The organism is Plantactinospora veratri (assembly GCF_036421995.1).
GTDB lineage: Bacteria > Actinomycetota > Actinomycetes > Mycobacteriales > Micromonosporaceae > Plantactinospora > Plantactinospora veratri.
This window is the reverse complement of the sequence record NZ_JAZGQL010000012.1, coordinates 128,037-152,674: the sequence shown is the minus strand read 5'-3', so window position 1 is coordinate 152,674 and position 24,638 is coordinate 128,037. Positions and strand designations below refer to the sequence as shown.

Below are 24,638 nucleotides of genomic sequence, written 5' to 3'. Positions count from 1 at the left end.
CCCGGACGGAGGGGTGAGGTACCGGGAGCGGCAGCGTTGACGACGTCAGGCTACCGTCGTCATTAACCCTTTACGGTGATTTTGAGCATGTTTATACTATTCTCCGCCTCGTCGGCTGCTCGTCGTACCAGCCGCCACCGCAACAGTGTCCAGGCTCCGGCGGAGAGTGCCGCGTACAACACGCAGCAGGCCAGCGCCGCGCCGGCCAGCCCGAGCACTGTGACCAGCGAGGTGTACGCCAGCACCGCCAGCACGCAGCCGGCCGCACCCAGCAACCCGGCGGTACCCATCCAGCCGCCACCGAGCAGTCCCCGGCTCGCCACCTCGAACGGCGCCAGGATCACCCCCGCGCCCAGCAGTACGGGCAGCAGGACCCGCACCGGGGCGAACTCCGGACCGAAGACCGGTACGACCAGCACCCAGCCGGCCACCGCCACCGGCACGCTGAACGCGGCCGCCCAGCGGACCGCCCGCCACGCGGCACGCCGGACGAAGTCCAGGCCACGACCCGCCGCCACCTCCCGGAGCGCGAGCTGCCCCATGGCAGCCGGCACCAGGGCGGGCAGTCCACTGATCGTCACCGCCAGCGAGTAGACGGCGACGTCGGCCGGGCCGGTGACGGCACCGAGCACGTAGCGGTCCAGCCGCATCACGACCACCAGCCCCAGGGTCATGCCCAGGGCGCGCACGCCGGCGCCGGGCAGCTCCAGGAGGCGGCGCCACGGCAGCGGCGGGAGCGCGAAGAGCCCGACCCTGCGCAGGTGCACGGCCTGCCAACCACCGGCCACCGCCATCAGCAGCCCCTGGCCGAGCAGCAGCGCCCAGGCCGTACGGTCCAGGGCGGCCGCACCGACCACGCCGAGCGCGCCGGTCAATGCGACCAGCGCCGCCCAACCGCTGCCGGCGCGGAACCGGCCGCCCGCGTACCAGGCGTCGGGCAACTGGGTGAGCGCGACCTGACCGGCGGCGTTGACGAAGACGCCGACCAGCAGGGCCGGGCCGGTCAGTTCGGGACCGATCAACGGGGCGGAGAGGGCGCAGAGCAGCACGGCCAGTGTCCCGGCGGCACCGGCCGACAGCAGCGTCCACCAGGCGAACGAGGCGACCAGGAGTTGCCGCCCACCGGCGTCCGCGCCGGGGACCCGCGACCGCAGCGCCGACCCGGTGCCCATCCCGACCAGCAGGGCGGCGACGCTGCCGAACGTCACCCCGAGCACCATCAGCCCCCGGTCGTGCGGGCCGAGCAGCCACGTCGCCACCACCGCACCGCCGGCCACCAGCGCCGCGCGCAGCGCGCCGAAACTGGTCAGCCCGACCAGCGGGGAGGAGCGCAGCCGGTTCAGCGGGCCCACATCCGGGTCCACTCGGCCACCGCGCGGGGCAGTACGAAGGGTGAACCGAGCAGGCTGTGCCGGATGCGGTGCCGCTGCGTCGCGGAGATCTCCGCGAGGTCCAGCGCGCCCCGCGCCCACCGCTCGGGCCCGGCGGCCAGCGGCAGCAGCGTGACGCCGTCCACCTGGTCACCGACCTCGCGCAGGCACGCCAGGTCACTGGCCAGCACCGGCAGGCCGAGGGCCAGCGCCTCGAGCACCACGCCGGGCAGCCCTTCCCGCCGGGACGGCAGCACGAAGACGTCGGCCGCGGCCAGCACCTCGGTCACCTCGTCGACCTCGCCGGCCAGGACGATCCCGGGCTCGGCCGGGCACTCCGGGTACGCCGAGGTGAGATCGGCGATCCCGCCCGGGCCGGCCAGCAGCAGTGTGCTGTCCGGGCGGATCCGGCGGGCCGCGCGGAGGATCTCGACCAGGTACGGCCGGTTCTTCGCCTCGGCCGCACGGCCGACGTGCAGCAGTACCGGTGTCTCCGGCGCGATTCCCCACCGGCGGCGGGCGGCGGCCCGGTCGCCGCCGGCCAGACGGGTGACGTCCACACTGTTGTAGAGCACCCGGTAGCGGCGGTCGCCGGGGCGGGGCCCGGCGAACGCGAGAGCCGCCTCGGTCACCCCGACCACGTCGGTGCTGACCTGGCGCAGCAGGAGTCGCAGCACGGCCCGGCGCAGCCGGCGGCCCGCCCGGTCGGCCCGGCCGTCACCCTCGCTCCACATCCGGGCCACCCGGACCGGGACGCCGAGCACCCGGGCCACGCCGAGCACGACGGCGCTGCTGAGGCTGACGTGCGCGACGACGACGTCGGGGCGCAGCGTTCGCAGGCAGCGCCAGAGTCTCGGCAGGAAGAGCCGCGCGGGCCGCAGTGGACACTGGCTGACCTGCGCCCCGGCGACCCGGAACAGGTGGGCGAGGCTGCCCTCCGTGCCGCCCAGCGTGACGAAGGTCTGCGCGAACTCGTCGGCGGGCACCGCACGGCAGATGTCCAGGGAGACGGTCTCGGCGCCACCCCGGTCCAGGGAACCGACGACGTGCGCCACCCGCACTGTCACTGCGGCCCCTCCTGGTCCTGGCGAGCACGCCGGCATCGAACCGATCGGACGCGACGCGCCCAGTTATGTCCACCTTAGCACGGAAGCCGCATATACGTCCGTTATGGTCCAACGATAGCCTGAGGAGGTCGCCGGTGGAGAGCACGTCCGTGACCGACGAACCCGCCGCGTCAGCGCGGCTGCGCATCGTCGTGGTGTTGAAGACGAACACCGGCGGTCTCTGGACCGTCCCGCAGGTCGAGGCCCTCCGGGCACGCGGCCACGACGTGCGGATCGTCCTCCCACCCGGCCAGGGCCGGCTGACGGCGGAACTCGCGGCCCGGGGCTTCCAGGTGCTTCCCTCCCCTTTCGACTTCCGGTTCCGGCCGACGCCCGGCGTACTGCGGGCACTGTGGCGGCTGCGCCGGCTGCTGCGCGACCTACGCCCGGACGTCGTCCACTACCACCTGTACGCCTCGGCGATGGCCACCCGGCTCGCCGCCGCCGGACTGGGAGTCCGCAAGGTCCACATGGTCGCCGGACCGCTCTTCCTCGAATCGCCGATCATCCGGCGGGTCGAGCGACTCCTCTGGCGGACGGACGATCTCGTCGTCTGCGGCACCGAGTTCACCTCCCGGCTCTACGGGCGACTCGGCTGCCCCCCGGGCCGGCGACCGGTGGTCACCTACGGGGTGGACACCGAACGGTTCAGCGTCGACCACCTGCTGCGCGAGCGCGGCCAGCCCACACACCGGCCGGCACACACGGAGCTGCGCAGGAAGGTCCGCGCCGAACTCGGAGTGGCCGAGGACGTGCTGCTGGTCGTCATGGTCGCCTTCGTCTACCCGCCGCGCCACCTGGTCCACCGGGGCCGGGGCATCAAGGGGCACGACATCCTGCTGACGGCCTGGGACCGGTTCCACGCCCGCCACCCGCGCTCCCACCTGCTGCTGGTCGGGGGTGGCTGGAACCAGGCCGGCCGGGCGCACCGGGCCGAACTGATCCGGCGCTTCCGGGTGGCGGAGCGCGCCGACGTCACCTGGACCGATTCGGTCACCGAGGTCCGCGAGGTGTACGCCGCCGCCGACCTGAGCGTCAGCCCGTCGCTCTCCGAAGGCCACGGCGCGGTCGTCGAGGCCAGCGCGATGGGGGTACCGAGCATCGTCAGCGACGCCGGGGGGCTACCCGAGACCGTCGACGAGTACGCCGGCTGGGTGGTCCCGGCCGACGACGCCACCGCACTCGAATCGGCGCTCGACACCGCCGGGCAGGAGTTCCTCGCCGGACGCCTCGCGGCCCGGGGTACCAACGCCCGACGCCGCGCCGTGGCACTCTTCGACAGCACGGCCGCCGCCACCCGGCTCGCCGCGATCATCGAACGGTCCGTCGCGGCCGCGCCGGCCCCGAGGGTCAGGTCAGCAGTTCCCCGTTGACCCGGCGCGGAATGCGCAGCGGGTTGGCCGCCCGCAGCGCCGCCGGCAGCAGCTCGTCGGGCATCCCCTGGTAGGCGACGGGACGCAGGAAACGGCGCACCGCGGTCACCCCGACCGAGGTGTGCAGCGAGCCGGTGGTGGCCGGCCACGGCCCGCCGTGCTGCATCGCCCAGGTCACCGCGACCCCGGTCGGCCAGCCGTTCCAGATCACCCGGCCGGCCCGCCGGGCCGCGAGGTCGACCACCCGGGCCGCCACCGGATCGTCGGCGCCCTCGCCGTGCACGGTGGCGGTCAGCGCGCCGGGTACGACGGCCAGCGCCGCCAGCAGCTCCGCCTCGTCGGCGTACTCGACCAGCAGGGCGGCCGGGCCGAAGCACTCCTCCAGCAGCCGTTCGGCATGCCGGACGAGGTCACCGGCCGAGACCGCCAGCAGTTGGGCACCGGCCCGGTATCCGGGCTCGTCGACCGGGGCGGGTGGGACGACCGTCCGTACCCCGGGCACCTCGGCCAGGGCGGCGGCCCCGTCCTGGTACGCGTCGCGGATCCGGGCGTTGAGCAGCGGGCCGAACGACGCCGCGCCGACCGCCTTGCCGAGTACCCCCTCCAGTTGGTGGCCGGCGGGCAGGAAGAGCAGGCCCGGCTTGGTGCAGAACTGCCCCGAACCGAGGGTGACCGAGCCGACGAACGCCTCGGCGATCGTGTTGCCCCGGGCGGCCAACGCCGCCGGGGTGACCACGGTCGGGTTCAGCGAGCCGAGTTCACCGTAGAACGGGATCGGGTCGGGGCGGCCGGCGGCGAGGTCGGCCAGCGCCCGGCCACCGGTGGCGGAGCCGGTGAAGGAGCCGGCCGCGATCGCCGGATGGGTGATCAGGGCCCGGCCGGCCTCCATCCCCCGGACCACGGCGAAGGTGCCGACCGGGGCACCCCCCTCGGCGAGCGCGTTGGCGACCAGCGCGCCGCACAGGTCGGAGAGTCCGGGGTGGCCGGGGTGCGCCTTCACCACCACCGGGCAGCCGGCGGCCAGCGCGCTGGCCGTGTCGCCGCCCGGCACCGAGAAGGCGAGCGGGAAGTTCGACGCCGCGTAGACCGCCACCGGGCCGACCGGGACCAGCATCCGGCGCAGGTCCGGCCGGGGCGCCGGCAGCGCGTCCGGATCGGGCAGGTCGATCACCGCCTCCAGGAACGACCCTTCCGCCACGGCGTCGGCGAACATCTCCAACTGCACCCGGGTCCGGGTCAGCTCGGAGTGCAGCCGGGCGGTGCCGAGGCCGGTCTCGGCGTCGCCGAGCGCGACGATCTCGTCCCGGGAACCCTCCAGCGCGACGCCGATCCGGCGGAGCAGGTCCGCGCGGGTGGTCAGCGGCAGCGCCGCGTACGCGGGTGCGGCGGCGGCCGCCAGTCGGCAGACCGCGTCCAGTCCGTCGGTACCGGTGTGCGGCACCGGATGACCGGTCGGCGCGCCGGTGTAGGGGTTCATCGGCTGGTCGGTGTCCATGCCAGTCTCCGTCGGTCCAGTGTGGGTCACGGGGCGAGTACCAGTTTCCGCAGCATGCTGTCGAGGGTGGCGGCGTCCACCCCGCCGGGCCAACCCCGCAGCAGCGTGCCGCCCTTGGCGACGACGACCACCGCCGGTGGCTCCCGGACCGCGTACGCCCGCGCGATGCGCTGGTCCCCGTCGACCAGTACCGGATATTCCACCCGGTGCCGGCGCAGGTAGTCCTGGAGGGCGTCCGGTTCGTCCTCGCCGGCCACCCCGACGAAGACCACCCGGTCGCGGAGGTCGCGGGCCAGCTCGCCGAGGCCGTCCTGCCGTTCGGCGCAGGTGTTGCACCAGGAGCTGAAGAAGGTCAGCACCACCGGCCGGTCGGCCCACAGCTCCGCCACCGCCAGCGAGCTGCCGTCAGTCAGCGTACCCGTGACCTTCGGCGCGCCCGGCAGGCCGGTCGGGGCCGGTCGCAGCGTCAGGTCGGCCGGCACCGGACCGGGCAGTACGGCAGCACCGCCGGCCACCGGCGGGGCCGGTTCGGAATCCGCGCCGTCGCCGGTGCAGCCGGCGGCGAGCACCGCGACCGTGACGGCGAACCCGAGGAGGGCGGCGAGGCGGCCCCGGCGCGGCCGACCGGCCCGGCGCGGCACGGCGACGGCAGGCCCGGGAGGTTTCCGGGCGGTCACGACGGCACCACCGCGACCAGCGCGGGTCCCTCGCTGTCGTCCCTGGTCAACGGGATCGGCCGGCGGTCGTCGACGATCAGCCGGTAGGCGTTCCGGTCGGCCACCGAGACCGGGACGGCGAACTCGCAGAAGGTCGGGATGCGCTGCACTTCGAGGTCCTCGGAAAAGGTCCGGACCGACGTGCCGGGCGGCAGTTCGCCCTCGGCCAGGGTCTCGCCGTCACCGTCCACCACCCGGTAGGCCGCCCTGTTGTGGAAGTGGGTGTACGGCCCGGTGCCGGCGCACTCGACGCCCTCGGGCCGGATGTTGATGTCCCGGACCAGCACCCGGACGGTCAGCGCGGAACGTGATTCCTCGTCGGCGCCGCAGCCGGCCAGCGGTGCGAGCAGCAGCAGCGGCAGTACCGCCGGCAGGTGGCGGTAGCGGACCCGCCGCATCTTCCCCTCCTCGGGTGGTCGGAGCGAGGTGCCCGGGAGGTGGCGCGGGGCGCACCACCTCCCGGGCGTACCGCCGGGCGCGTCAGGACTTCTGGACGCGGCACTGCTTGGTGACGGTCTTCGTCGGGTCGCTCTCCGAGGTGGCGGTTAGCTTGACGACGCCGGTCTGGGTGGCCGACGGGGTCGCCCCGACCGAGACCCGGACCGGGGTGGACTTGCCGAACCCGGCCGTGGCCAGCGCGTTCGGCACCTCGACCCGCCAGCCCTTGCCGTTCACCTCGGCGGAGAGCCGGTAGACGTCCGACTTGAGGTAGGCCGTCGCGTTCTCCGGGTGCGCCTGGCCGCCGGCAGCAAAGGCGCCGGTGTTGGTCAGGGTGAACGAGCAGGTGACGCCCCGGTTGGTCGGCCGGGTCGCGGTGGTCACCTCGCCGGCCGTAAGCGCCACGCCGTGACCGCTCGGTCCGGCGCCGTCGAGCGAGCGCACCGCCACCGTGTACGACAGCACGCCGTCACCGCTGCGCTTCAGGTCGAGGACGTAGAAGTGCAGCCGGTTGGCCTCGTCCACGTACTCGTACTCGCTGCCCGACCGGGTGCCGGCGTGGAACAGCGCGTCGGATAGCTGCCGGTAGTCCCCCATGGTGATCTTCTGCGGGGTGCCGTCCGGCCGGTAGAAGTCGATCATGTCGATGTCCTGCGGGTTGGCGTCGACCACCCAGACGAAGGGAGCGCTGTCGGCGTTCTTCGTCTTGGAGAGCAGCACGCCGCTGTCCGGGGTGAACGAGTCCGCACCCATCCGGTCCACGACCTCGACGGTGTAGTTGTTGAAGTTGCCGCCGTCGCAGAGCGGGTCGGTGCTGGTGTCGCAGCCCGGCGACCGGTCCCGGTTCATCGCGATGTTGATCCCGGTGAGCCCCTTCGGACCGGCGTCCACCGCCCGGGCGGTCACCGTCGCCACCACCATGCCGGAGGTGGCCAGCGCCTCCCGGCTCAGCCGCAGCAGGTGTTCCTCACCGAGCAGACCGATCTTCATCTTGTCCCGGACGGTGTGCAGCGAACCCATCGAACCGCCGTTCACCGGCGGGATCTGCCACCGGGTGTGCGGACCGCCGGGCCCGTTGAACGAGCCGCGCGACATCATGCTCCAGATGCCGGTGTAGGCCCGCCGCAGCGGTGTGCCGTACGGGTTGTTGTAGTTGTCGCCGATGCTGAGCAGGTGGCTCAGCTCGTGCGCGTACACGCCCATGCCGGAGCTCTCGGCCTGGGTCGAGGAGCCGCCACCGGCGTTCGGCCAGATGGTCGACGCCGCCTTCCAGGAGGTCCACTCGACATACCGGGTACGCGCGTAGTTCGGCAGGTTCGGGTCCGGTGGGCCCCAGGCGTCCGGCACGTCCTCCTTGGTCTGGAACATCATCTGGCCGAACTCCTGCCAGGTGGACGACTCGTCCTGCCCGGCGGAGAGGATGAAGACCAACTCGAACGAGTCGGCCACCTCGTCGCCGACCGCCGCCCGCCAGGCGCCCAGCCCGTCGGTGCGGATGTTCTTCGCACACTGCTCGCCGCTCGGGCAGGCGCCCGGGTTGAAGCCGTTGTCGATGCCGTACTGGTAGGACTTCGCCGGCATCTCGTACGGGCCGAAGCCGGTCAGGTCCACCCCGTACCGGCCGTTCGAGTCCTGCATCCAGTACTCGTGCAGGGTGTGGCCCCTGTTCAGCTCGTTCGGCTTGTTCAGGAAGTCGGTGTAGAAGGTCGCGACCTGGTCGCGCGGGATGTTCGCCGCCGTCGACTGGGGGTTGCCGAAGACCGTCGACCGGGCCCGCTGGGTGACCACGAACGGCTGGTCCGGGTAGTCGAGGGTGACCAGAGCGATCTTGAAGTTGCGGACCGAACCGCCGACCGTCGGGTCGGCCCAGTTCGTGTTCGGCGGCGTGACGTAGTCGTCCCAGGTCATGCCGTCCGGGTTCTCCCAGGCCTGCGGGTCGAGTACGTCGAACGGGCCGGTGCCGCCAGCCGGGTTGCCCGGTGCGGCCGAGGCCGGCGTCGTGGCGACACCGGCGACCAGTGCCGCCGCGAGCGTCGCCGCCAGCGCCGACCGCCACGCGGTGTGTCTGGTGGACAGTAGGTGCATCCAGTCACCTCTCGTTCGTAAGGAAGGGCCCCTTCTTATCGCATTCTGTAGATGCGGGGGCCCTTCCTAACACCTCTGGCGTGAGCATCCGTGATCTTGCCGACGCGAATCTATGCGCCACGGCTCGCAGCGTCACCCTACAGATGTCGGCGGGTACCCCGACCGGTTCCGACACCTGCCGAAGCCGTCCGCTCCGGACCGACCAGATCGGACGGCCGGGACCGGTCGGGTCAGATCTGGAAGCCCTCCGGGAACGGATCCTCCGGGTCGAGCAGGTACTGCGCGGTACCGGTGATCCAGGCCCGGCCGGTGACCGTCGGCACCACCGCCGGCAGGTCGCCGACCGTGGTGGTCCCGACCAGCCGGCCGGTGAACCGGGTCCCGATCACCGACTCGTTGACGAACGGCATCTCCAGCCCGAGCAGGCCACGCGCGTGCCGCTGGGCCATCCGGGCCGAGGTACCGGTGCCGCACGGTGACCGGTCCACCCAGCCGGGGTGGATCACCACCGCGTTGCGGGCGTCCGCACCGTCGGTGCCGTCCTGCACCACCTGGACGTGCCGGCAGTCGTCGATCGCCGGGATCGTCGGGTGCCGGGGCGGCGCCTGCTCGTTGATCGCGTCCATGATCCGCAGCCCGCGCGCGATCAGCTCCGGCACCGCCGCCGGCTCGACCGGCAGCCCGAGGTCGACGGCGTCCACGATGGCGTAGAAGTTGCCGCCGAAGGCCATGTCGTAGCGGATGGTGCCGATCTCCCCGCCAACCTCGACCTTCCGGTCGGCGGCGAGCAGGAACGAGGGCACGTTGCGCAGCGTCACCCCGGTCGCCCGGCCGTCCCGGACCGCGACGTCCACGCTGACCAGCCCGGCCGGGGTGTCCAACGCGATGGTGGTGACCGGCTCGACCACCGGCACCATCCCGGTCTCGACCAGCACGGTGGCCACTCCGATGGTGCCGTGCCCGCACATCGGCAGGCAGCCGGATACCTCGATGAACAGCACCCCGACGTCGGCGTCCGACCGGGTCGGCGGCTGGAGGATCGCCCCGGACATCGCCGAGTGGCCGCGCGGCTCGGACATCAGCAGCCGGCGCAGCCCGTCCCGGTCCCGCTCGAAGAGCCGCTTGCGCTCCAGCATGGTGTCGCCGGGCAGCACCCCGACGCCACCGGTGATCACCCGGGTCGGCATCCCCTCGGTGTGCGAGTCGACGGCGTGCAGTACCAGCCGGCTACGCATCGGCGTCGGCCTTCAACGCCCGCTCCATGTCCTTGGTCACCTGGATCCGGACCGGCTCCGCGAGGGCGCCCCGGGGCGGCCGGCACGGGCCGCCGTACCGGCCGGCCAGCTCCATGCCGAGCTTGATCGCCTGGACGAACTCCGGCCTGGAGTCCCAGCCGAAGATCGGGTGCAGCTCGGTGTAGAGCGGCAGCGCCGCCGCCAGGTCGCCGGCCCGGCACCGCTCGTAGAGGCGTACCGAGAGCCGGGGCAGCGCGTTCGGGAAACCGGCGATCCAGCCGGTGGCCCCGCAGACCACCAACTCCAGCAGTACGTCGTCGGCGCCGGCCAGTACGTCCAGGTGCGGGACGAGGTCGCGGATGCGGTGCAGCCGGCGTACGTCCCCGCTGAACTCCTTGACCGCCACCACACCGTCGGTCTCGGCGACCGCCGCCAGCAGTTCCGGGGTGAGGTCCACCTTGGTGTCGAACGGGTTGTTGTACGCCACCACCGGCAGCCCGACCGCGGCCACCTCCCGGTAGTGCGCGAGCACGTCGACGTCCCGGGCCGCGTAGGTGTTCGGCGGCAGCGCCAGTACGGCGTGCGCGCCGGCCGCCTGTGCCTGCTCGGCCCAGTGCCGGGACTGCCGGCTGCCGTACCCGCCGACGCCGGGGACCACCGAGAAGCCGTCCGGGGCCGCCTCGACGGTGGCGCGTACCACGTCGGCCCGTTCGGCGTCGGAGAGGTTCTGGTACTCCCCCAGCGAACCGCAGGGGGTCACGCCGTGGCAGCCCTCCTCGGCCAGCCACCGGACGTGCTCCTGCAACCGGTCGAAGTCGACGGAGAGGTCGTCGCGGAACGGGGTTGGGATGGCGACGACGACACCCTGCCATGGTTTGCGAGCTGTCACTGGGCTGGTCCTTCCTCGGCGACGGCACCCAGGGGTACCGGCATGACGATCTGACGCTTGGCGAAGTCTTCGAGCGGCTGTTCCCGGCCGCAGGCGGTGGCGAGCAGGCGGGCGGCGGCCCGGCCGCAGACCCGGCCCTGGCACAGCCCCATCCCGACCCGGGTGACGAGCTTCAGCGCGCGGATGTCGTCCAGGCCGTAGCCGGCGACGTCGGCGCGGATCCGGCCGGCGGTGACCTCCTCGCACCGGCAGACCACGGTCTCGTCGCGCAGCCACTCCGTCCAGCCGTCCGGGACCCGGTGCACCCGGTGCATGGCGGCGGCGAAGCGGCGCTGCCGGGCGGTGCGGCGTACGACCGGCGCGGTGGCCCGGGCCAGCCCGGCGTCGTCGAGCAGCCCCAGCCGGTGCGCGGCGGCGAGTCCGGCCAGCCGGCCCTCGTCGACGGCGAGGTCGGCACCGCCGATCCCGGTCGCCTCCCCGGCCACCAGCACCCCTGGTACGCCGCTGCGGCCCAGCTCGTCCACGGCGACCACCAGGCTGCCGTCGGCCGGGTCGGTCCGGGTGGCGCAGCCGAGCGCGACGGCGAGGTCGACCGACGGGGTGAAGCCGTACCCGACGCAGACCGCGTCGACCGGGACGTTCCGGGTCACCTCGCCGGCCCGCCAGTCGGCGTCCACCCGACGCACCGTGGCGCGCAGCCCGGTGCCGTCCTCGACCACCTCGGTGACCGCCTGGCCGCGCCAGAGCGGTATCCGGTGCCGGCGCAGCGCCCCGAGGTACCGGGCCGCCTCGGCGAGCTTGCCCGGTGCCCCGGCGACCGCCAGCGGATGCCGGTACCAGCGGCGCAGCGGTGCCGCCTCGACCACCCCGGCGACCTCCGCGCCGGCCGAGGCGAGCCCGGCGGCGACGACGAGCAGGAACGGGCCGGTACCGGCGAGGAGCACCCGCCGGCCCACCAGCACGCCCTGCCCCTTGGCGAGCGCCTGGGCGGCGCCGGCGGTGACCACGCCCGGCAGGTCCCAGCCGGGGAAGGGCACCACCCGGTCGTACCCGCCGGGGGCCAGCACCACGACGGGCGCCGCCAGGGTGGTCGGCCCGGCCGGGCCGGAGAGCCGCAGCGTCGCCCCACCGGCGGCACCGCCGCCCGGTTCGGCGGACCAGACCTGGACGCCGGAGCGGACGCTGATCCGCGGATGGGTGCCGGCCCGGCGCAGCAGGTCGGCGAAGCGGGCCGGCTGCCGGGCCGGCCGGACCCCGGGCACGCTCGGCTGGCGCAGGTACTGCCCGCCGGCTCGCTGGCCCAGGTCGACCACGGTGACCTCGGCACCGGCCTGCGCCGCCGCGAGCGCGGCGGCGAGTCCGGCCGGGCCGGCGCCGACCACGGCCAGCCGACCGGTTCCGCCGCCGCTCATCGGACTCCCTCCCCGGCACCGCTTCCGGGCTCGTCCCCGGGTTCCGCGCCGGGCACGCCGCCGGCCCGCACGACCTCGCCGGCCCGCACGACGTCGTCGGGCACGCCGCCGGCCCGCACGACCTCGCCGGCCCGCACGACGTCGCCGGGCTCGGCCGGGCGCAGGCAGGCCCGCACGCCCGGCTCGCCGTTGCAGACGACCAGGCAGTCGAAGCAGATCCCGATGCCGCAGAAGACGCCGCGCGGCCGGCCGGCGAACCTGGTCCGCCGGGTGGTCCGGCGACCGGCGGCCAGCAGCGCCGCCGCCAGCGTCTGGCCGCTGCGCACCGGTACGTCCTCGCCGTCGACGCTGATCGTGAAGCCGTCCGGACCGCCGGCCCGGCCGTCGGCGGGTTCAGGCGGCGGCACCGGCGGTCTCCACATCGGACGAGAAGCGGGCCGGGTCGAACGGGTCCAGGGGCAGGTCGGGCGGCTCGCCGGTCACCACCTGGGCGACCAGGTGCCCGGTGGCCGGCGCCAGCCCGATGCCGGCACCCTCGTGCCCGTGCGCGTGCACCAGGCCGGGGACCCGCGGGTCGGCGCCGATCACCGGCAGGTGGTCCGGGGAGAAGGGCCGGAAGCCGTGGTAGACCCGCATCGCCCGGACCGCGGCCAGCGGTGGGAAGAGCCGTACCGCGCCCTGCGCCAGCCGGCGGACCGCCTCGGCGTTGTGACGCCGGTCGAAGTCGACGAGTTCCCGGCTGGCGCCGATCAGGACGGTGCCCGCCGGGGTACCCTCGACGACCGTCGAGGTCTGCAATCCGGCGTCGCCGCTGGCCACGTTGTCGAGGTAGTCGGCCGAGTAGACCTTGTGCCGGACCAGCGGCGGGACCGGCTCGGTGACCAGGATGAAGCCCCGGCGCGGCGCGACCGGGGTGTCGGCGCCGGCCAGCCCGGCGAGCCGGCCGGCCCAGGCGCCGGCCGCGTTCACCACGTGTCCGGCGGCCACCGGACCGGCACCGGTCCGCACCCCGACCACCCGGCCGGCACCGTCCCGGAGCATCGCGGTGACCTCGGTGCGCAGCCGCACCTCGGCGCCGCGCTCCCGGGCGGCGGCCAGCAGCGCGGCGGTCGCCTTCGCCGGCATGAGCTGCATGTCCTGTGGGTAGAAGAGGCCGCCGGCCAGCTCCGGGGTGATCGCCGGCTCGCGCTCGCGCACCCCGGCCGGATCCAGCAGCTCGACCAGTACGCCCGCGCCCGCCTGCGCCCGCGCGGTCGCCCGCAGTGCGGCGAGCCCGGCCGCGCCGTCGGCGCCCGGACCCACCCCGGTGACCACCAGGCCGCCCTTGGGCTCCAGCTCGATGTCGCCGTACCGGTCGCCGAGCTCGGCCGTCCAGCGCCGCCAGAGAGCGTTGCTGAAGAGCGCCAACTCCAGTTCCGGGCCGGGCAGCTTGTCCGAGACCAGCAGGTTGCCCTCGCCGGAACCGGTGGCACCGGCGAGCAGGCCGGCCCGCTCCAGTACGACGACGGCCAGCCCCCGCCGGGCGCAGGCGTACGCGCAGGCCGCGCCGACGACACCGGCGCCGACCACCACCACGTCGAAGCTGCCCGCCATGCCCTTCCCTCCGTCGCCCGGCCGGACCACCTCCCGCACGCCGGTCGGGCGCGGGAGGTGGTCCGGCGGTCCGTTCCGTTACCGGTTCACCCGGCAGGTGGCCGTCGCCGTCCGGCTCGGATCGCTCTCCGACCGGGCCGTCAGGGTGATCCGGCCGACCTGGGTCGCCCCGGCGGTGGCGGTGGCCACCGCCGGCACGTTCACGGTCCGGCCGAACTCGGCCGTGGTCAAGGCGTTGGGCAGGGTGACCGTCCAGCCCGCCCCGTTGACCGAGGCGGAGAGCCGGTAGACGTCCGCGCGCAGGTATGCCGAGGCGTCCTCCGGATGTGCCTGGCCACCGGCGACGTACCGGCCGGTGTTGGTGACGGCGAAGGTGCAGGTCGCGCCCCCGGCGGTCGGGCTGCCGGTGGGGCTGCCCGAGGCGGCGGCCCCGACGCCGCGCACCGAACTGCCGGCCCCGTCGAGGTGCCGCACGCCCAGGGTGTACGACAGCACACCGTCCGCGCCGACCCTCCGGTCGATGACGTAGAAGTGCAGCCGGTTGGCGGTGTCGACGTACTCGTACTCGCTGCCGGAGCGGGTGCCGGCGTGGAACAGCGCGTCGTTGAGCTGCCGGTAGTCGGCGATCGTCCGCTTCACCGGGGTACCGTCCGGCCGGTAGTAGTCGACCATGTCGATGTCCTGCGGGTTGGCGTCGACGACCCAGGTGAAGCAGGTGTAGCCGCAGGTGTTCGTCTCGGCGTCCTTGTTCTTGGCCAGCAACACCCCGTTGTCCGGGGTGAACGAGTCCGCGCCGATCCGCTGCACGGTCTCCAGGCTGTACCAGTTGTAGACCGGAGTGCCCGGGCAGAGCGGGTCGGCGTTGATGTCACAGGCCGGGGTGAGGTCCCGGTCCATCCCGATCCGGACTCCCTGGATGTCCCGGGCCGCCGGTACCGCCGTACGCGCCTTGACGGTCACCACCGCGACACCGGTGGTCCGCAGCGCCTCCCGGGAGAGCCGCAGCACCTGCGCCTCGTCGATGTGCCCGAGCTTGAGCTTGCTGCGCAGGGTCTGCCCGGCCGGCATCGCCGCGCCCTGTGCCGCCGGCACCACCCAGCGGTTGTGCGGGCCGCCCGGGCCGTTGAACGAGCCCCGGTCCATCACGTCCCAGGTCCCCGACCCGACCCGCCGGTACGGCGACACGTACGGATTGTTGTTGTTGTCGGCGATCCCGAAGGTGTGCGCGATCTCGTGCGTGATGGTGCCGGAACTCTCGCCCTGCCGCATGCTGGACGAGCCCCAGAGCTGGGAGCCGGCCTTCCAGGAGGTCCAGTCGACATAGCGGGACCGCACCCAGTTCGGCAGGTTCGGGTCCGGCGGGCCCCAGGCGTCCGGTACGTCCTCGCGGGTCTGGAACATCATCTCGCCGAACTCCTGCCAGACCGACGTCTCGTCGTAGCCGGCGTAGACCCGCAGCACCAGGTCGAACCGGTTGCGTACGTCGGCTCCCTCCGCCGCCCGCCACAGCGCGTCCACGTCGGCGTCGAGATTGCCGTTGCAGGTGGAGCCGGCCGGGCAGCCGCTGCCGTTCTGCCCGATGTCGTTGAGCCCGTACTCGAACTGCTTGCGGGGCAGCCGGTACGGCCCGAACGGGGTGAACTCGACTCCGACCCGCCCGTTGGTCTGCTCCATCCAGTACTCGTGCACCGTGTGGCCGTGGTTGAGCGCGCTCGGCGTACCCCAGAAGTCGGCGTAGAACCGGGCCACGTCGGCCCTGGCCACCGGGTTGACCTGGGGGTTGCGGAACGGGTCCGAGCCCCGGTTCTGGGTGATCACGAACGACTGGTCGGGATGGTCGGCGGCGACCAGGGCGATCCGCAGCTTGCGCCGGCTCGGCTGGCGGCCCGGGTCGGCCCAGTTCGCGCCGGGCACCGCCCGGTAGTCGTCCCAGGTCATCGTCTCCTGGTCCTGCCAGGTCTGCGGGTCGACCGGGTCCAGTGACGCGGCTGCGGTGCCCGGGCCGGCCTGGGCCGGTCCGGCCGCGGGGCCGGGCAGCAGGGCGGACGCGGCGACGACCGCGACGACCGCGGCGAACGCCCTGCGGAGCTGGTCTGTGCGGGTGGCGCGGCGCAACGCATCTCCTTCGGGTCGGGGTGCTCGGCTGCCGGGATGCTCGGGTGTTCGGACCGGCCGGGGTGTTCGGACCGGCCGGGGCGCGGGAGGTCGCGCCACGGTCGGCGGATGTCGCAAGCACGGTAAGGACATCGACGTTTCCGGGTCTTCGGACAGATGCAGGAAGCCCGCTGGGCGGATCAGGACTTCTGTCGGGACTTGTGCCGTACGCCCCGAAGCACTTGCGTACCGGGCCGGTGCCGTCGGAGGGTGAGGACCGGTGGTGCACCACGTCGGCGATCCGGCGGGGTGGGCCGCCGGCCGGCCACGGGGGAGGATCAGGGGAAGGCATGCACACGGAGCTGCAACGGATCGTCGACGCGGTGGCGGCCCGGGTGGGCCGGCCGGCGCTGATCGAGGACCGCCGGCAGCGGGTGGTCGTGTACAGCGAGCACACCGGACTGATGGACGACGTACGCCGGACCTCCATCCTGCGCCGGCACACCACGCCCGAGGTCATCTCCTGGTTCCACGACGTCGGCATCATGAAGGCCCGTACCCCGGTCCGCACCCCGGCCTGCCCGGAGCTGGACCTGCTGCCCCGGCTCTGCGTGCCGATCACCCACCACGACCTGCTGCTCGGCTTCGTCTGGTTCATCGACGCCGACGGCGGCATGACCGACGCCGACATCGAGGCGGTGACCCGGGCGATGTCCGACCTCTCCCTGGCCCTCTACCGGGAGAACCTGCTCGGCGAGCTGGCCTCGCAGCGGGAGGCGGAGGCGGCCCGGACACTGCTGGTGGACAGTCCGGAGATCCGCGCCGAGGCGGTCCGTTCGCTGCTCGCCGAGGGGGTGGTCGCGGCCGACGGGCCGGCCAACGCGGTGGTGGCGCAGCTCGTGCCGGCCCGGGGGCAGGTACTCGACGAGGTGGCCCGGATCGCCCTGGAACAGGTGCTGGTGGCCACCCGCCGCTGGGTCGGGGTACGCGAGGCGCTGCACCTGGTCCGGCACGACCAGGGCGTACTGCTGACCTGCGGTGCCCAGGGTGCCGGCCGGCCGTCCGCCGAGGCGACCGCGAGGCACCTGAGCGAGGCGCTGCACAAGGCGACCCGGAGCCTGCCCTCGGTGGCCCGGGTGGTGGTCGGGATCGGCGAGCCGCGACCCCGGCTGGCCGACGTGGTGCACGCCTACGACGAGGCGCTCCAGTCCGCCCGGGTGGGTGGGCAGCTCTCCGCGCTCGGCCCGATCATCGCCTGGTCGAACCTCGGCATCTACCGGATGCTGTCCCGGATGAACGGCCAGCACCTCGACGTCGCGGGCGTGCATCCCGGGCTGGAGCGACTGCTGCGCGACGACTCCAACCAGGTGCTGCTGGAGACGCTGGAGGCGTACCTCGACCTGGCCGGGAACGCGCACGCCACGGCCGAGCAGCTACGGCTGCACCGCACCACGCTCTACTACCGGCTGCACCGGGTGGAGCAGCTCGCCGAGACCGACCTCAAGGACGGCAACGAGCGGCTCTGCCTGCACCTGGCGCTGAAACTCGGCCGGCTCACCGGCCACTACCGACCGGCGAACTGAACGCCCCGGCCGCCGGGCCGCCGGTGCACGGCCTCCGGCCGCCGATGGTCCACTGTCGACACCCGGGCCGACGTGCGGTCAGGGGATCGACAGCACCGGTCGCACCGGGGTCTCGTCGGTGAGGCCGCCGTCGTAGACGACCTCGGCCAGCTCCGCCTCCCGGTAGGCGGTGGCGAGGGTGAGCCAGCTCAGGAAGCTGCCGTACCCGCCGCAGAGCGCCGAGCCGCCGTCACCGCCGCAGAGCACGGCCGGCTCGGTGGTGAACTCGGAGCGGTACGGGTCGTCGCCGATGACCAGACCGAACAGGTTCGGCTCCTGGATCAGCGGCACCTCGCCGTACGGCTCGCCCTCGGGATACTCGTCGCCCCAGCGGAACAGGGTGGCGGCTCCGGCGCCGCAGGCGTACTCCCACTCGTCCGGGGTCGGTGGTCGAAGGCCCCGGCGGGCGAGCCCGGCCATCAGCCAGGCGTGGTCGTACTCCCCCTCGCCGTCGTCGGGATCGGCCTCGTCGTCGACCGCCAGCAGCGTCCCGGTCTCCACCGAGCGCACGGCGACGAGCCGAGCCGGAACGGAGACCCGACGCGGCGGCGAGGTGCTCTCGGCGACGAAGCTCTGGAGCGGCCCGGTCAGCCCGTACTCGTCGGCAGCCTCGGCGAAGTCGGCGAGCTGCCGGGCGGTGGGGCGCAGGCGCTCCGCGTCATGGCCGAGCTGCACCGTACCGCCCGGCACCAGGGCGTAGCGGATACCGTCGCGGTCGAAGAAGGCGACCCGGCCGGTACGGCCGGCGTACCCGTGCGGGGCGGTGCCGGTGAGCCGGGCGTCGGTGCTCCGGGCGATGGCGGCGGCGGTACGGCCGGCACCCTCGTCGGAGAGGTCCAACCAGGCGGACAACGTGAGATCGGCATGCGACACCCGGGCATTATGCCCGCAGCCGGTCCTCCGCCGCCCGGCCACCGACGCCCCGGCAACCGGTCAGGTAGCCGGAGATCTGCTCGTCGGTCCAGCCGTGGCTGGTCCGCAGGCCACGGGCGATGGTGGCGAGGTACGCCGGGGCCGGTGGGTTCGACGACACGTCCCCGGCCCGCCAGGGCGCGGTGAGGGTGAGCACCGGGTGCCCGTCGAGGATGCCGGCGCAGATCACCGTCTCGTACCGGCCCGGCCCGGCACTGGCCCGACCGGCGGCGACGGCAGCGGCGACCAGGTCCAGCGGACCCTTCGGCAGCCGGTGCATCTCCTGCGCGGCGACGTCCGCGAACTGGTCGGCGGAGAGCAGGTACGCCCGGGCCGCGACCACACCGGGCAGCCCCGGGTCGTAGAAGGCCATCCCACCGGACCAGGTCCGTGATTCGAGCGCGAAGTAGATCGCGCCGGGAAGCAGAACCGGGCGGTCGGCTTGGGGCGGGCTGCCGTCCCGGCACCCTGGATGGTCACGCTGACCGCCCACCGGTCGGCCACCACCGAGGTAGCAGCCGAACCGGTCGGCGTCCAGGTTCGACCCGTACGCGGCGTACCAGACCGGGTCGAGACCGGCTACCGGGGCGCCGGGACGGCGGCTGATCAGGATCGGTTCGGGTTCGGCCATGAGCCACCTCAGTCCCGGGTCAGCAGATAGGCCCGATCCGGGTCGATCCGCACGTTGACGCTGGTGCCCTCGGCGAGAGCCTCCCGGGGGTCGGCGCCGGGATCGGTCACGGTCAACGTGCCGCTGGTGGTCTCGATCTCGTAGTCCACGGCCGGTCCGTGGAACGTCGAGCGGAGCACCAGGCCGATGCCGGTCCCGCCGTCGGTGACCGGCGTCAGCCTCATGGTCTCCGGCCGGGCCATCAGATAGGTGTTGTCGCCGTTCGCCGACACTGCCGGGTGGGCCGCCGCGGTCAACCGCTGCCCGAGGGCGTGCACCACCGCCCGGCCGTCGCTGACACTCTCCGGCACCACCTCGACGAAGTTGGCCCGCCCGATGAAGTCCGCGACGAAGACGCTCGCCGGGCGCAGGTAGATCTCTCCCGGCACGGCCACCTGCTCGACCCGTCCCCGGTTCATCACCACGATCCGGTCCGACATGCTCATCGCCTCGTCCTGGTCGTGCGTGACGTAGATGCTGGTGATCCCGAACATCCGCTGGATGCGCCGGATCTCCGCGCGCATCGAACCCCGCAACTTGGCATCCAGATTGGACAGAGGTTCGTCGAAGAGCAGCACCTTCGGCTGCACGACCAGGGCTCGGGCCAGGGCGACCCGCTGTTGCTGGCCGCCGGAGAGTTCGTGCGGGCTCCGGTCCTCCAGACCGACCAGATTCATGCTGGTCAGCGCCATCCGCATGCTGGTGGCAACCTCCTGGCGGCTGCGTCGCCGCAACCTGAGCCCGTACGCGATGTTCTCGCCGACCGTGAGGTGCGGAAAGAGCGCGTAGCTCTGGAACACCATCGCCATCGGGCGCCGCTGCGGTGGCATCGAGTCGATCACCTTGTCGTCGAGCCGGATCTGCCCGCCGGTGGCGTCCTCGAAGCCCGCGACCATCCGCAGCGTGGTGGTCTTGCCGCACCCGGACGGCCCGAGCAGCGTGATGAACTCGCCCGGCGCGACATCGAGGTCGACCGCCTCGACGGCGGTGACCGGGCCGGTACGGCTGGCGAACGTCTTGGTCAGCGCCGCCAGGCGCAGCCGTCCGCTGCCGGCACCGGCGGGCGCGGCGACGGCCAGGTCGGGCACCACTGTGGTCATCGTTTCGGCCTTTCGGTGTCGGTGGCGACGCGGTTCAGGCTGGCCCCCGCGCCGACGACGAGACGGATGAGCGCGAAGGCCGCCAGCACGATGGCGGTCAGCACGGTGCAGTAGGCGAAGGCCACCCCGTACCGGCCGGTGCTGGCGGCGCTCAGCACCTGGGAGGTGATGATCTTCGTCTCCGGTGTGACCAGCAGGACGATCGTCGAGATCGAGGTCATGCTGCGGGCGAAGCTGTAGCTCAGGCCGGTCAGCAGCGCGGGCCGGATCAGCGGCAGGGTCACCCGCCGGAAGGTGTGCAGCGGGCCCGCTCCGAGGTCCGTCGAGGCCTGCTCGATCTGCGGGTGGATCTGGGTCAGGGCCGCGACCGCGGTGCGCTGGCCGGCGGGGAGGCTCCGGATGACGTACGCGACCACGATCGCCGCCGCCCCACCGGCGACGGCGCTGCCGCCGACCAGGCTGGGAAAGACCTCGACCGGGCCGAGCCACCGCTCCGGCCGGTACGCGAGCACGAAACCGATGCCCAGCACCGTGCCGGGTACGGCGACCCCGAGCGTGCCGGCGAAGTCCAGCAGCCCGGCGGCCCGGCGCAGGTGCCGGACCACGAGCCAGGAGATGACCAGCCCGAAGACCGCCGCGACCGGGGTGGCGAGAGCCGCGAACACGACGGTGTCGCGCACGGCTTCCTGCCCCACCCCGGCGACCACCTCCCGGAGGTACTCCAGGGTCAACGTGTTGTCCACCCCGAAGACCCGGGTCACCGAACCGAGCAGCATCGTGCCGTAGACGCTGACGATGAGAGCCGCGGCCAGCAGCGCGAGACCGAAGATCGGCCACCGTACCCAGTTGTCGATCAGGTGTACCCGGCCCGACGGCCGCCCGGTGATGGTGGTCCGGACCTTGCGGTTCAGCCAGTACCGCTGCGCGACGTACAACCCGAACGAGGGCACGAGCAGGATGACACAGTAGACGGCGGCGCTGGTGGTGTCGTACTCGCCGGTGACCGCCAGGTAAGCCCGGCTGGCCAGCACCGTGTGGTCGCCGCCCAGAACGAGCGGGTTGGCCAGGTCGGCGATCGCCTCCACGAAGAGCAGCAGGAAGGGCGCCACCAGCCCCGGTGCCAGCAGCGGCAGGATGACCGTGCGCAGGGTCCGCCACCGGCTGGCCCCGAGGTTCATCGCGGCCTCCTCCAGCGCCGGGTCCAACCCGCGGAGCATGCCGAGCAGACCGAGGTACGCCACCGGGAAGAGCGACAGGGAGAGCACGAAGACCAGTCCGTCGAGCCCGTAGATGTCGTACTCCAGGCCGAGGAGGCCGTTGCTGATCACGCCCCGCCGGCCGTAGAGCACGACGGTTGCGGTGGCGACCGCGAACGGCGGACTGACGATCGGCACCAGCGCCACCACGTGCAGGATCCGCTTGCCCGGTACGGCGAGGCGGGTCTGGACGAAGGCGAAGAGGAAGCCGAGCGCCGTCCCGCAGAACCCGACCAGTACGCCCAGGACCAGCGTGTTGCGCAGGATCGCCAGGTCGACCGGGGAGCTGAGGAAGCGTGCGTAGCGCGGCAACGCCTCCGGACCGAACGCCGCCGCGAGGACGGCGACGAGCGGGACGACGCTGCCGATGGTCACCAGCCCGACGCAGGCGACGAGCAGCAGCCGGATGCCGAGGTCGAGCCGCCGCCGCCGGCGACGCGGTGGCGCCGCCGGGCCGGGGGCCAGCTCCGGATCGTGGATCATGGTGGTCATGACTTCGGCGCCTGGGCCACTTCGGCGTCGAACCGCCGGTTCAGCGCGGTCTTCGCCGCGCCCGCCGCCCCCGGGTCGTATTCGACCAGCCTGATCGTGCTGAGGTCGACGACCCTGTCCGAGACCTTCGCGCCCGGATTGGTCGGGAACTGGTACGACTTCACCGTCGGCCCGATCTCCTGTGCCTCGACCGTCAGCGCCCAGTCGATGAACTTCCGGCCGCTGTCAGGGTTCTTGGCGCCACCGACCAACGCCACCCCACCGGTCTCGTAGCCGGTTCCCTCTTCCGGAAAGGAGACCACCAGGTCGGGGAAGCCCGCCTCCTTGGCCGCCACGCAGTCGTGGGAGAAGATGACCCCGACCGCCACCTCGCCCCGGGCCGTCATCTGGGCGGGTGCCGCACCGGACTTGGTGTACTGCAACACGTTCGGGTGCAGCCGGCGCATGTACTCCAGCGCCTTGCCCTGGTCGCCGTCGGCAAGCAGCACCTGGGTCCAGAGCGCCGTGTACGCGGTGCCCGAGGTGGACGGATGGGCGATACCGATGTCCTTGGCGAGCAACGGATCGAGCAGGTCGGCCCAGGAGTCCGGCACCTCGACCCCGGCCTCTCGCAGCAGCTTCGGGTTGGCGCAGAACCCGAGCGCCCCGACGTAGACGCCGGTCCAGAGCCCGGACGCGTCCTTGTACCTGGCCGGGATCGCCCCGGCGTTCGGCGAGACGTACGCCTCCAGCATCCCCTCGGCAGCGCCGGCCGCGTAGCCGTCGGCCGGGCCGCCGTACCAGACGTCGAACTCGGCGTTGCCCCTACCGGCCTTGATCCGGGCCAGCGCCTCGCCGCTGGAGAGCCGCACGAAGTCGGCCCTGAGCCCGGTCGTCTTGCTGAACCGGGCCGTGGTCGCCGCGCACCACTCCTCCGTCCCGCCGCACACGACGTGCACGACGCCGCCGTCGGTCGTACCACCGGAGCCGTTGCCCGGCTCCCGGGCGCAGCCGGCGGCCAGGACGAGCACCGCCGCGCACCCCAGCCAGCTCACGCCGCGCCGAAATCGACTCGTCATCGGAGCCCGACCTCCCAGGTTGTCGCAGTGTTGCGGCCAGGTTAGGGGCGGGCGGCAGCGACTCCGGTAACACGTCCGTGAGCCCTGGTGACACCGCTGTTACCCGGATCCGCCCCCGAGGGTGTCACCCAGGGAGTCCGGCATCAGATAGCCGACACCGCGCAGGGTACGGATGTATCCCGCTCCGTCCGGGGTCGCCGCCAACCGGGAGCGCAGCCGGTAGACGGTGGACTTGACCACGTCCCGGCCGCCGATCAGGTCGGTCGTCCCCCACACCTCGCGGAGCAGGTCCTGCCAGGACTGCGGGGTGCCGCGTCGGGCCGCGAGGTGGGCGAGCAGCTGGAACTCGGTGTACGGCAGGTCGAGCTGACGACCGGCGAGTACGACGGTCCGGTTGGTCAGGTCGACCACCAGCTTGTCGACCCGGATAGCGGAGCCGGTGTCGCGGCGGCGGCGTACCAGCGCCTGGGCCCGCAGCGCCACCTCCCGGGGGTGGAACGGCTTCGTCACGTAGTCGTCGGCTCCGTGCTCCAGCCCGGCGATCACGTCGTCCTGTTGGGAGAGGGCGGTGAGCAGCATGATCGGGACCTCGGACCGGGCGCGGATGCGCTGGCAGAGGCTCAACCCGTCCATGGTCGGCATGAGCACGTCCAGCACGACCAGGTCGATCGGCCGGGTCCGCAGCAGGTGCAGCGCGGTCGCGCCGTCGTGCGCGACGAGCACGGAGAACCCCTGGGTCTGCAGGGCGAACTCGACGATCACCGTCATCTGCGGTTCGTCGTCGACGACCAGGGCCGTCGGGCCCGAACGATCGGACCCGGCTTCGACCGGAGCGGTCACGACCCGCTACCGGCCGGCGCGGTCCGGGGCAGGGTGAAGAGGAACGTGGTTCCCCGCTGCGACGCGGTGTGCACCATGATCTCGCCTCCGTGTAGCTCCACTATCGTCTTGGTGATGACCAGGCCGAGCCCGGTCCCGTCGGCCAGCGGTCGGCCGGTGGCGAACCGGTGGAACAGCCGGTGCCGCTCCTCCCGGCTCATCCCGGCCCCGTCGTCGGTCACGTAGACGGCGATCCCGGTGTCGATCGGCGTCACCCTGACGTCGATGCTGCCACCGGTGGTGGTGAACCGGCTGGCGTTGGAGAGCAGGTTGGTCATGGCCTGGGCCAGCAGCATCGGGTCGGCCTCGATCCTCGGCGTCACCTGCGGGGCGTCCAGGCTGATCCGCTGTTGCCGCTGCGCGCAGAGTGGACGCATCGCGGTGACGACGTCCCGGGCGACCACCGACAGGTCCACCCGTTCCAGTTTCGGGACGAAGAGCCCCGCCTCGATCTTCGCCTGGGTCAGCAGGCTCTCACAGAGCCCGATCACCTGGGTGGACTGGTGGTCGAGCACCTGGAGTAGCCGGCCCTGCGCCGGAGTCAGCGGACCCGGCATCCCCTCTCGGAGCAGGTCCACCGCCCCTTTGATCATGCTGAGCGGGGTTCGCAGTTCGTGGCTGAGCGAGGTCACCTGGTCGGCCCGCCGCTGCACCGACTGCTCCAACTCGACGAGTTCGGCCCGGAGCCGGGCGCGGCTGCGACGGCCGCGCAGCGCCATCAGACCCGCGCCGGTGAAACCACCGGCCAGCAGCGCGAGCGTCACGAGCCACATCGGTCCCATCCGTCGGCCGGGGTCCGGGTCACTCCGGCGGGTGTACGCCGGGGCGCCCGCCCTCCGCCGC

21 protein-coding genes are annotated in these 24,638 nt (G+C 73.2%); 2 read left to right on the top strand and 19 right to left on the bottom strand.

The genetic code is table 11. The features are described from left to right. Positions 1 to 62 precede the first annotated feature (62 nt). Both V1634_RS17505 and V1634_RS17500 read right to left on the bottom strand, forming a co-directional pair. Positions 63 to 1,364 carry a lipopolysaccharide biosynthesis protein gene (locus V1634_RS17505; RefSeq protein WP_331208904.1) on the bottom strand — a complete coding sequence of 434 codons (1,302 nt, stop codon included), beginning with the start codon at positions 1,362 to 1,364 and terminating at the stop codon, positions 63 to 65. Further along, the gene (locus V1634_RS17500; RefSeq protein WP_331208903.1) at positions 1,340 to 2,437 is read right to left on the bottom strand and encodes a glycosyltransferase; all 1,098 of its coding nucleotides are present in this window, start codon (positions 2,435 to 2,437) and stop codon (positions 1,340 to 1,342) included. The genes V1634_RS17505 and V1634_RS17500 overlap by 25 nt, the downstream gene beginning before the upstream one ends. Before the next feature lie 134 nt (positions 2,438 to 2,571). Between V1634_RS17500 and V1634_RS17495 the strand changes: the two genes are divergently transcribed. Then, positions 2,572 to 3,849 carry a glycosyltransferase family 4 protein gene (locus tag V1634_RS17495; RefSeq protein ID WP_331208902.1) on the top strand — a complete coding sequence of 426 codons (1,278 nt, stop codon included), beginning with the start codon at positions 2,572 to 2,574 and terminating at the stop codon, positions 3,847 to 3,849. Here V1634_RS17495 and V1634_RS17490 read toward each other — a convergent pair. The 10 genes from V1634_RS17490 to V1634_RS17445 all read right to left on the bottom strand — a co-directional run bounded on the left by V1634_RS17490 (position 3,827) and on the right by V1634_RS17445 (position 15,827). Beyond that, positions 3,827 to 5,344, bottom strand: coding sequence for an aldehyde dehydrogenase (NADP(+)) (locus V1634_RS17490; RefSeq protein ID WP_331208901.1), 1,518 nt, complete (start codon positions 5,342 to 5,344; stop codon positions 3,827 to 3,829). The genes V1634_RS17495 and V1634_RS17490 overlap by 23 nt on opposite strands. A gap of 26 nt (positions 5,345 to 5,370) precedes the next feature. Beyond that, on the bottom strand, positions 5,371 to 6,021 hold the full coding sequence (locus V1634_RS17485) for a TlpA family protein disulfide reductase (protein WP_331208900.1): 651 nt from the start codon (positions 6,019 to 6,021) through the stop codon (positions 5,371 to 5,373). Continuing rightward, on the bottom strand, positions 6,018 to 6,458 hold the full coding sequence (locus V1634_RS17480; RefSeq protein ID WP_331208899.1) for a hypothetical protein: 441 nt from the start codon (positions 6,456 to 6,458) through the stop codon (positions 6,018 to 6,020). Before V1634_RS17480 ends, V1634_RS17485 begins: the two co-directional genes overlap by 4 nt. Before the next feature lie 82 nt (positions 6,459 to 6,540). Further along, positions 6,541 to 8,583, bottom strand: coding sequence for a M6 family metalloprotease domain-containing protein (locus V1634_RS17475; protein ID WP_331208898.1), 2,043 nt, complete (start codon positions 8,581 to 8,583; stop codon positions 6,541 to 6,543). Positions 8,584 to 8,813: 230 nt separating this feature from the next. After that, positions 8,814 to 9,818: a proline racemase family protein gene (locus tag V1634_RS17470; protein ID WP_331208897.1), complete on the bottom strand. Its 1,005-nt coding sequence runs from the start codon at positions 9,816 to 9,818 to the stop codon at positions 8,814 to 8,816. Then, entirely contained in the window at positions 9,811 to 10,707 is an 897-nt protein-coding gene (locus V1634_RS17465) for a dihydrodipicolinate synthase family protein (RefSeq protein WP_331208896.1), read from the bottom strand. The genes V1634_RS17470 and V1634_RS17465 overlap by 8 nt, the downstream gene beginning before the upstream one ends. Beyond that, positions 10,704 to 12,119: an FAD/NAD(P)-dependent oxidoreductase gene (locus V1634_RS17460; protein WP_331208895.1), complete on the bottom strand. Its 1,416-nt coding sequence runs from the start codon at positions 12,117 to 12,119 to the stop codon at positions 10,704 to 10,706. Before V1634_RS17460 ends, V1634_RS17465 begins: the two co-directional genes overlap by 4 nt. Next, positions 12,116 to 12,526, bottom strand: a complete 411-nt coding sequence (locus V1634_RS17455; RefSeq protein ID WP_331208894.1) for a 2Fe-2S iron-sulfur cluster-binding protein — start codon at positions 12,524 to 12,526, stop codon at positions 12,116 to 12,118. The genes V1634_RS17460 and V1634_RS17455 overlap by 4 nt, the downstream gene beginning before the upstream one ends. Then, on the bottom strand, positions 12,513 to 13,712 hold the full coding sequence (locus tag V1634_RS17450; RefSeq protein ID WP_331208893.1) for an NAD(P)/FAD-dependent oxidoreductase: 1,200 nt from the start codon (positions 13,710 to 13,712) through the stop codon (positions 12,513 to 12,515). Before V1634_RS17450 ends, V1634_RS17455 begins: the two co-directional genes overlap by 14 nt. Before the next feature lie 78 nt (positions 13,713 to 13,790). Further along, the gene (locus tag V1634_RS17445) at positions 13,791 to 15,827 is read right to left on the bottom strand and encodes a metallopeptidase domain-containing protein (protein WP_331208892.1); all 2,037 of its coding nucleotides are present in this window, start codon (positions 15,825 to 15,827) and stop codon (positions 13,791 to 13,793) included. A 329-nt stretch (positions 15,828 to 16,156) separates the two neighbouring features. On the opposite strand from V1634_RS17445, the gene V1634_RS17440 reads away from it, so the two are divergent. Beyond that, complete coding sequence (locus V1634_RS17440; protein ID WP_331208891.1) at positions 16,157 to 17,389, top strand: PucR family transcriptional regulator; 1,233 nt, start codon at positions 16,157 to 16,159, stop codon at positions 17,387 to 17,389. A gap of 78 nt (positions 17,390 to 17,467) precedes the next feature. Here V1634_RS17440 and V1634_RS17435 read toward each other — a convergent pair whose 3' ends face one another. The 7 genes from V1634_RS17435 to V1634_RS17405 all read right to left on the bottom strand — a co-directional run bounded on the left by V1634_RS17435 (position 17,468) and on the right by V1634_RS17405 (position 24,568). Continuing rightward, positions 17,468 to 18,301 carry a hypothetical protein gene (locus V1634_RS17435; RefSeq protein WP_331208890.1) on the bottom strand — a complete coding sequence of 278 codons (834 nt, stop codon included), beginning with the start codon at positions 18,299 to 18,301 and terminating at the stop codon, positions 17,468 to 17,470. Positions 18,302 to 18,308: 7 nt separating this feature from the next. Beyond that, positions 18,309 to 18,971 (bottom strand): histone deacetylase, encoded by a 663-nt coding sequence (locus V1634_RS17430; protein WP_331208889.1) that lies wholly within the window; start codon positions 18,969 to 18,971, stop codon positions 18,309 to 18,311. 8 nt (positions 18,972 to 18,979) lie between these two features. Beyond that, complete coding sequence (locus V1634_RS17425) at positions 18,980 to 20,110, bottom strand: ABC transporter ATP-binding protein (RefSeq protein ID WP_331208888.1); 1,131 nt, start codon at positions 20,108 to 20,110, stop codon at positions 18,980 to 18,982. Next, a complete protein-coding gene (locus V1634_RS17420; protein WP_331208887.1) occupies positions 20,107 to 21,858 on the bottom strand; it encodes an ABC transporter permease in 1,752 nt (583 codons plus the stop codon). The genes V1634_RS17425 and V1634_RS17420 overlap by 4 nt, the downstream gene beginning before the upstream one ends. After that, positions 21,855 to 22,916, bottom strand: a complete 1,062-nt coding sequence (locus V1634_RS17415; RefSeq protein WP_331208886.1) for an ABC transporter substrate-binding protein — start codon at positions 22,914 to 22,916, stop codon at positions 21,855 to 21,857. Before V1634_RS17415 ends, V1634_RS17420 begins: the two co-directional genes overlap by 4 nt. Positions 22,917 to 23,015: 99 nt before the next feature. Then, positions 23,016 to 23,756 carry a response regulator transcription factor gene (locus tag V1634_RS17410; protein WP_331208885.1) on the bottom strand — a complete coding sequence of 247 codons (741 nt, stop codon included), beginning with the start codon at positions 23,754 to 23,756 and terminating at the stop codon, positions 23,016 to 23,018. Further along, complete coding sequence (locus V1634_RS17405; protein WP_331208884.1) at positions 23,753 to 24,568, bottom strand: sensor histidine kinase; 816 nt, start codon at positions 24,566 to 24,568, stop codon at positions 23,753 to 23,755. The genes V1634_RS17410 and V1634_RS17405 overlap by 4 nt, the downstream gene beginning before the upstream one ends. Between the last annotated feature and the right edge of the window lie 70 nt (positions 24,569 to 24,638).

What these genes read in the sequence shown, in the direction of transcription:
- V1634_RS17490 (WP_331208901.1), bottom strand. Translation starts at nt 5,344, where the DNA reads ATGGACACCGACCAGCCGATGAACCCCTACACCGGCGCGCCGACCGGT.
- V1634_RS17480 (WP_331208899.1), bottom strand. Translation starts at nt 6,458, where the DNA reads ATGCGGCGGGTCCGCTACCGCCACCTGCCGGCGGTACTGCCGCTGCTG.
- V1634_RS17475 (WP_331208898.1), bottom strand. Translation starts at nt 8,583, where the DNA reads ATGCACCTACTGTCCACCAGACACACCGCGTGGCGGTCGGCGCTGGCG.
- V1634_RS17470 (WP_331208897.1), bottom strand. Translation starts at nt 9,818, where the DNA reads ATGCGTAGCCGGCTGGTACTGCACGCCGTCGACTCGCACACCGAGGGG.
- V1634_RS17460 (WP_331208895.1), bottom strand. Translation starts at nt 12,119, where the DNA reads ATGAGCGGCGGCGGAACCGGTCGGCTGGCCGTGGTCGGCGCCGGCCCG.
- V1634_RS17450 (WP_331208893.1), bottom strand. Translation starts at nt 13,712, where the DNA reads ATGGCGGGCAGCTTCGACGTGGTGGTGGTCGGCGCCGGTGTCGTCGGC.
- V1634_RS17440 (WP_331208891.1), top strand. Translation starts at nt 16,157, where the DNA reads ATGCACACGGAGCTGCAACGGATCGTCGACGCGGTGGCGGCCCGGGTG.
- V1634_RS17430 (WP_331208889.1), bottom strand. Translation starts at nt 18,971, where the DNA reads ATGGCCGAACCCGAACCGATCCTGATCAGCCGCCGTCCCGGCGCCCCG.
- V1634_RS17425 (WP_331208888.1), bottom strand. Translation starts at nt 20,110, where the DNA reads ATGACCACAGTGGTGCCCGACCTGGCCGTCGCCGCGCCCGCCGGTGCC.
- V1634_RS17420 (WP_331208887.1), bottom strand. Translation starts at nt 21,858, where the DNA reads ATGACCACCATGATCCACGATCCGGAGCTGGCCCCCGGCCCGGCGGCG.
- V1634_RS17415 (WP_331208886.1), bottom strand. Translation starts at nt 22,916, where the DNA reads ATGACGAGTCGATTTCGGCGCGGCGTGAGCTGGCTGGGGTGCGCGGCG.
- V1634_RS17405 (WP_331208884.1), bottom strand. Translation starts at nt 24,568, where the DNA reads ATGTGGCTCGTGACGCTCGCGCTGCTGGCCGGTGGTTTCACCGGCGCG.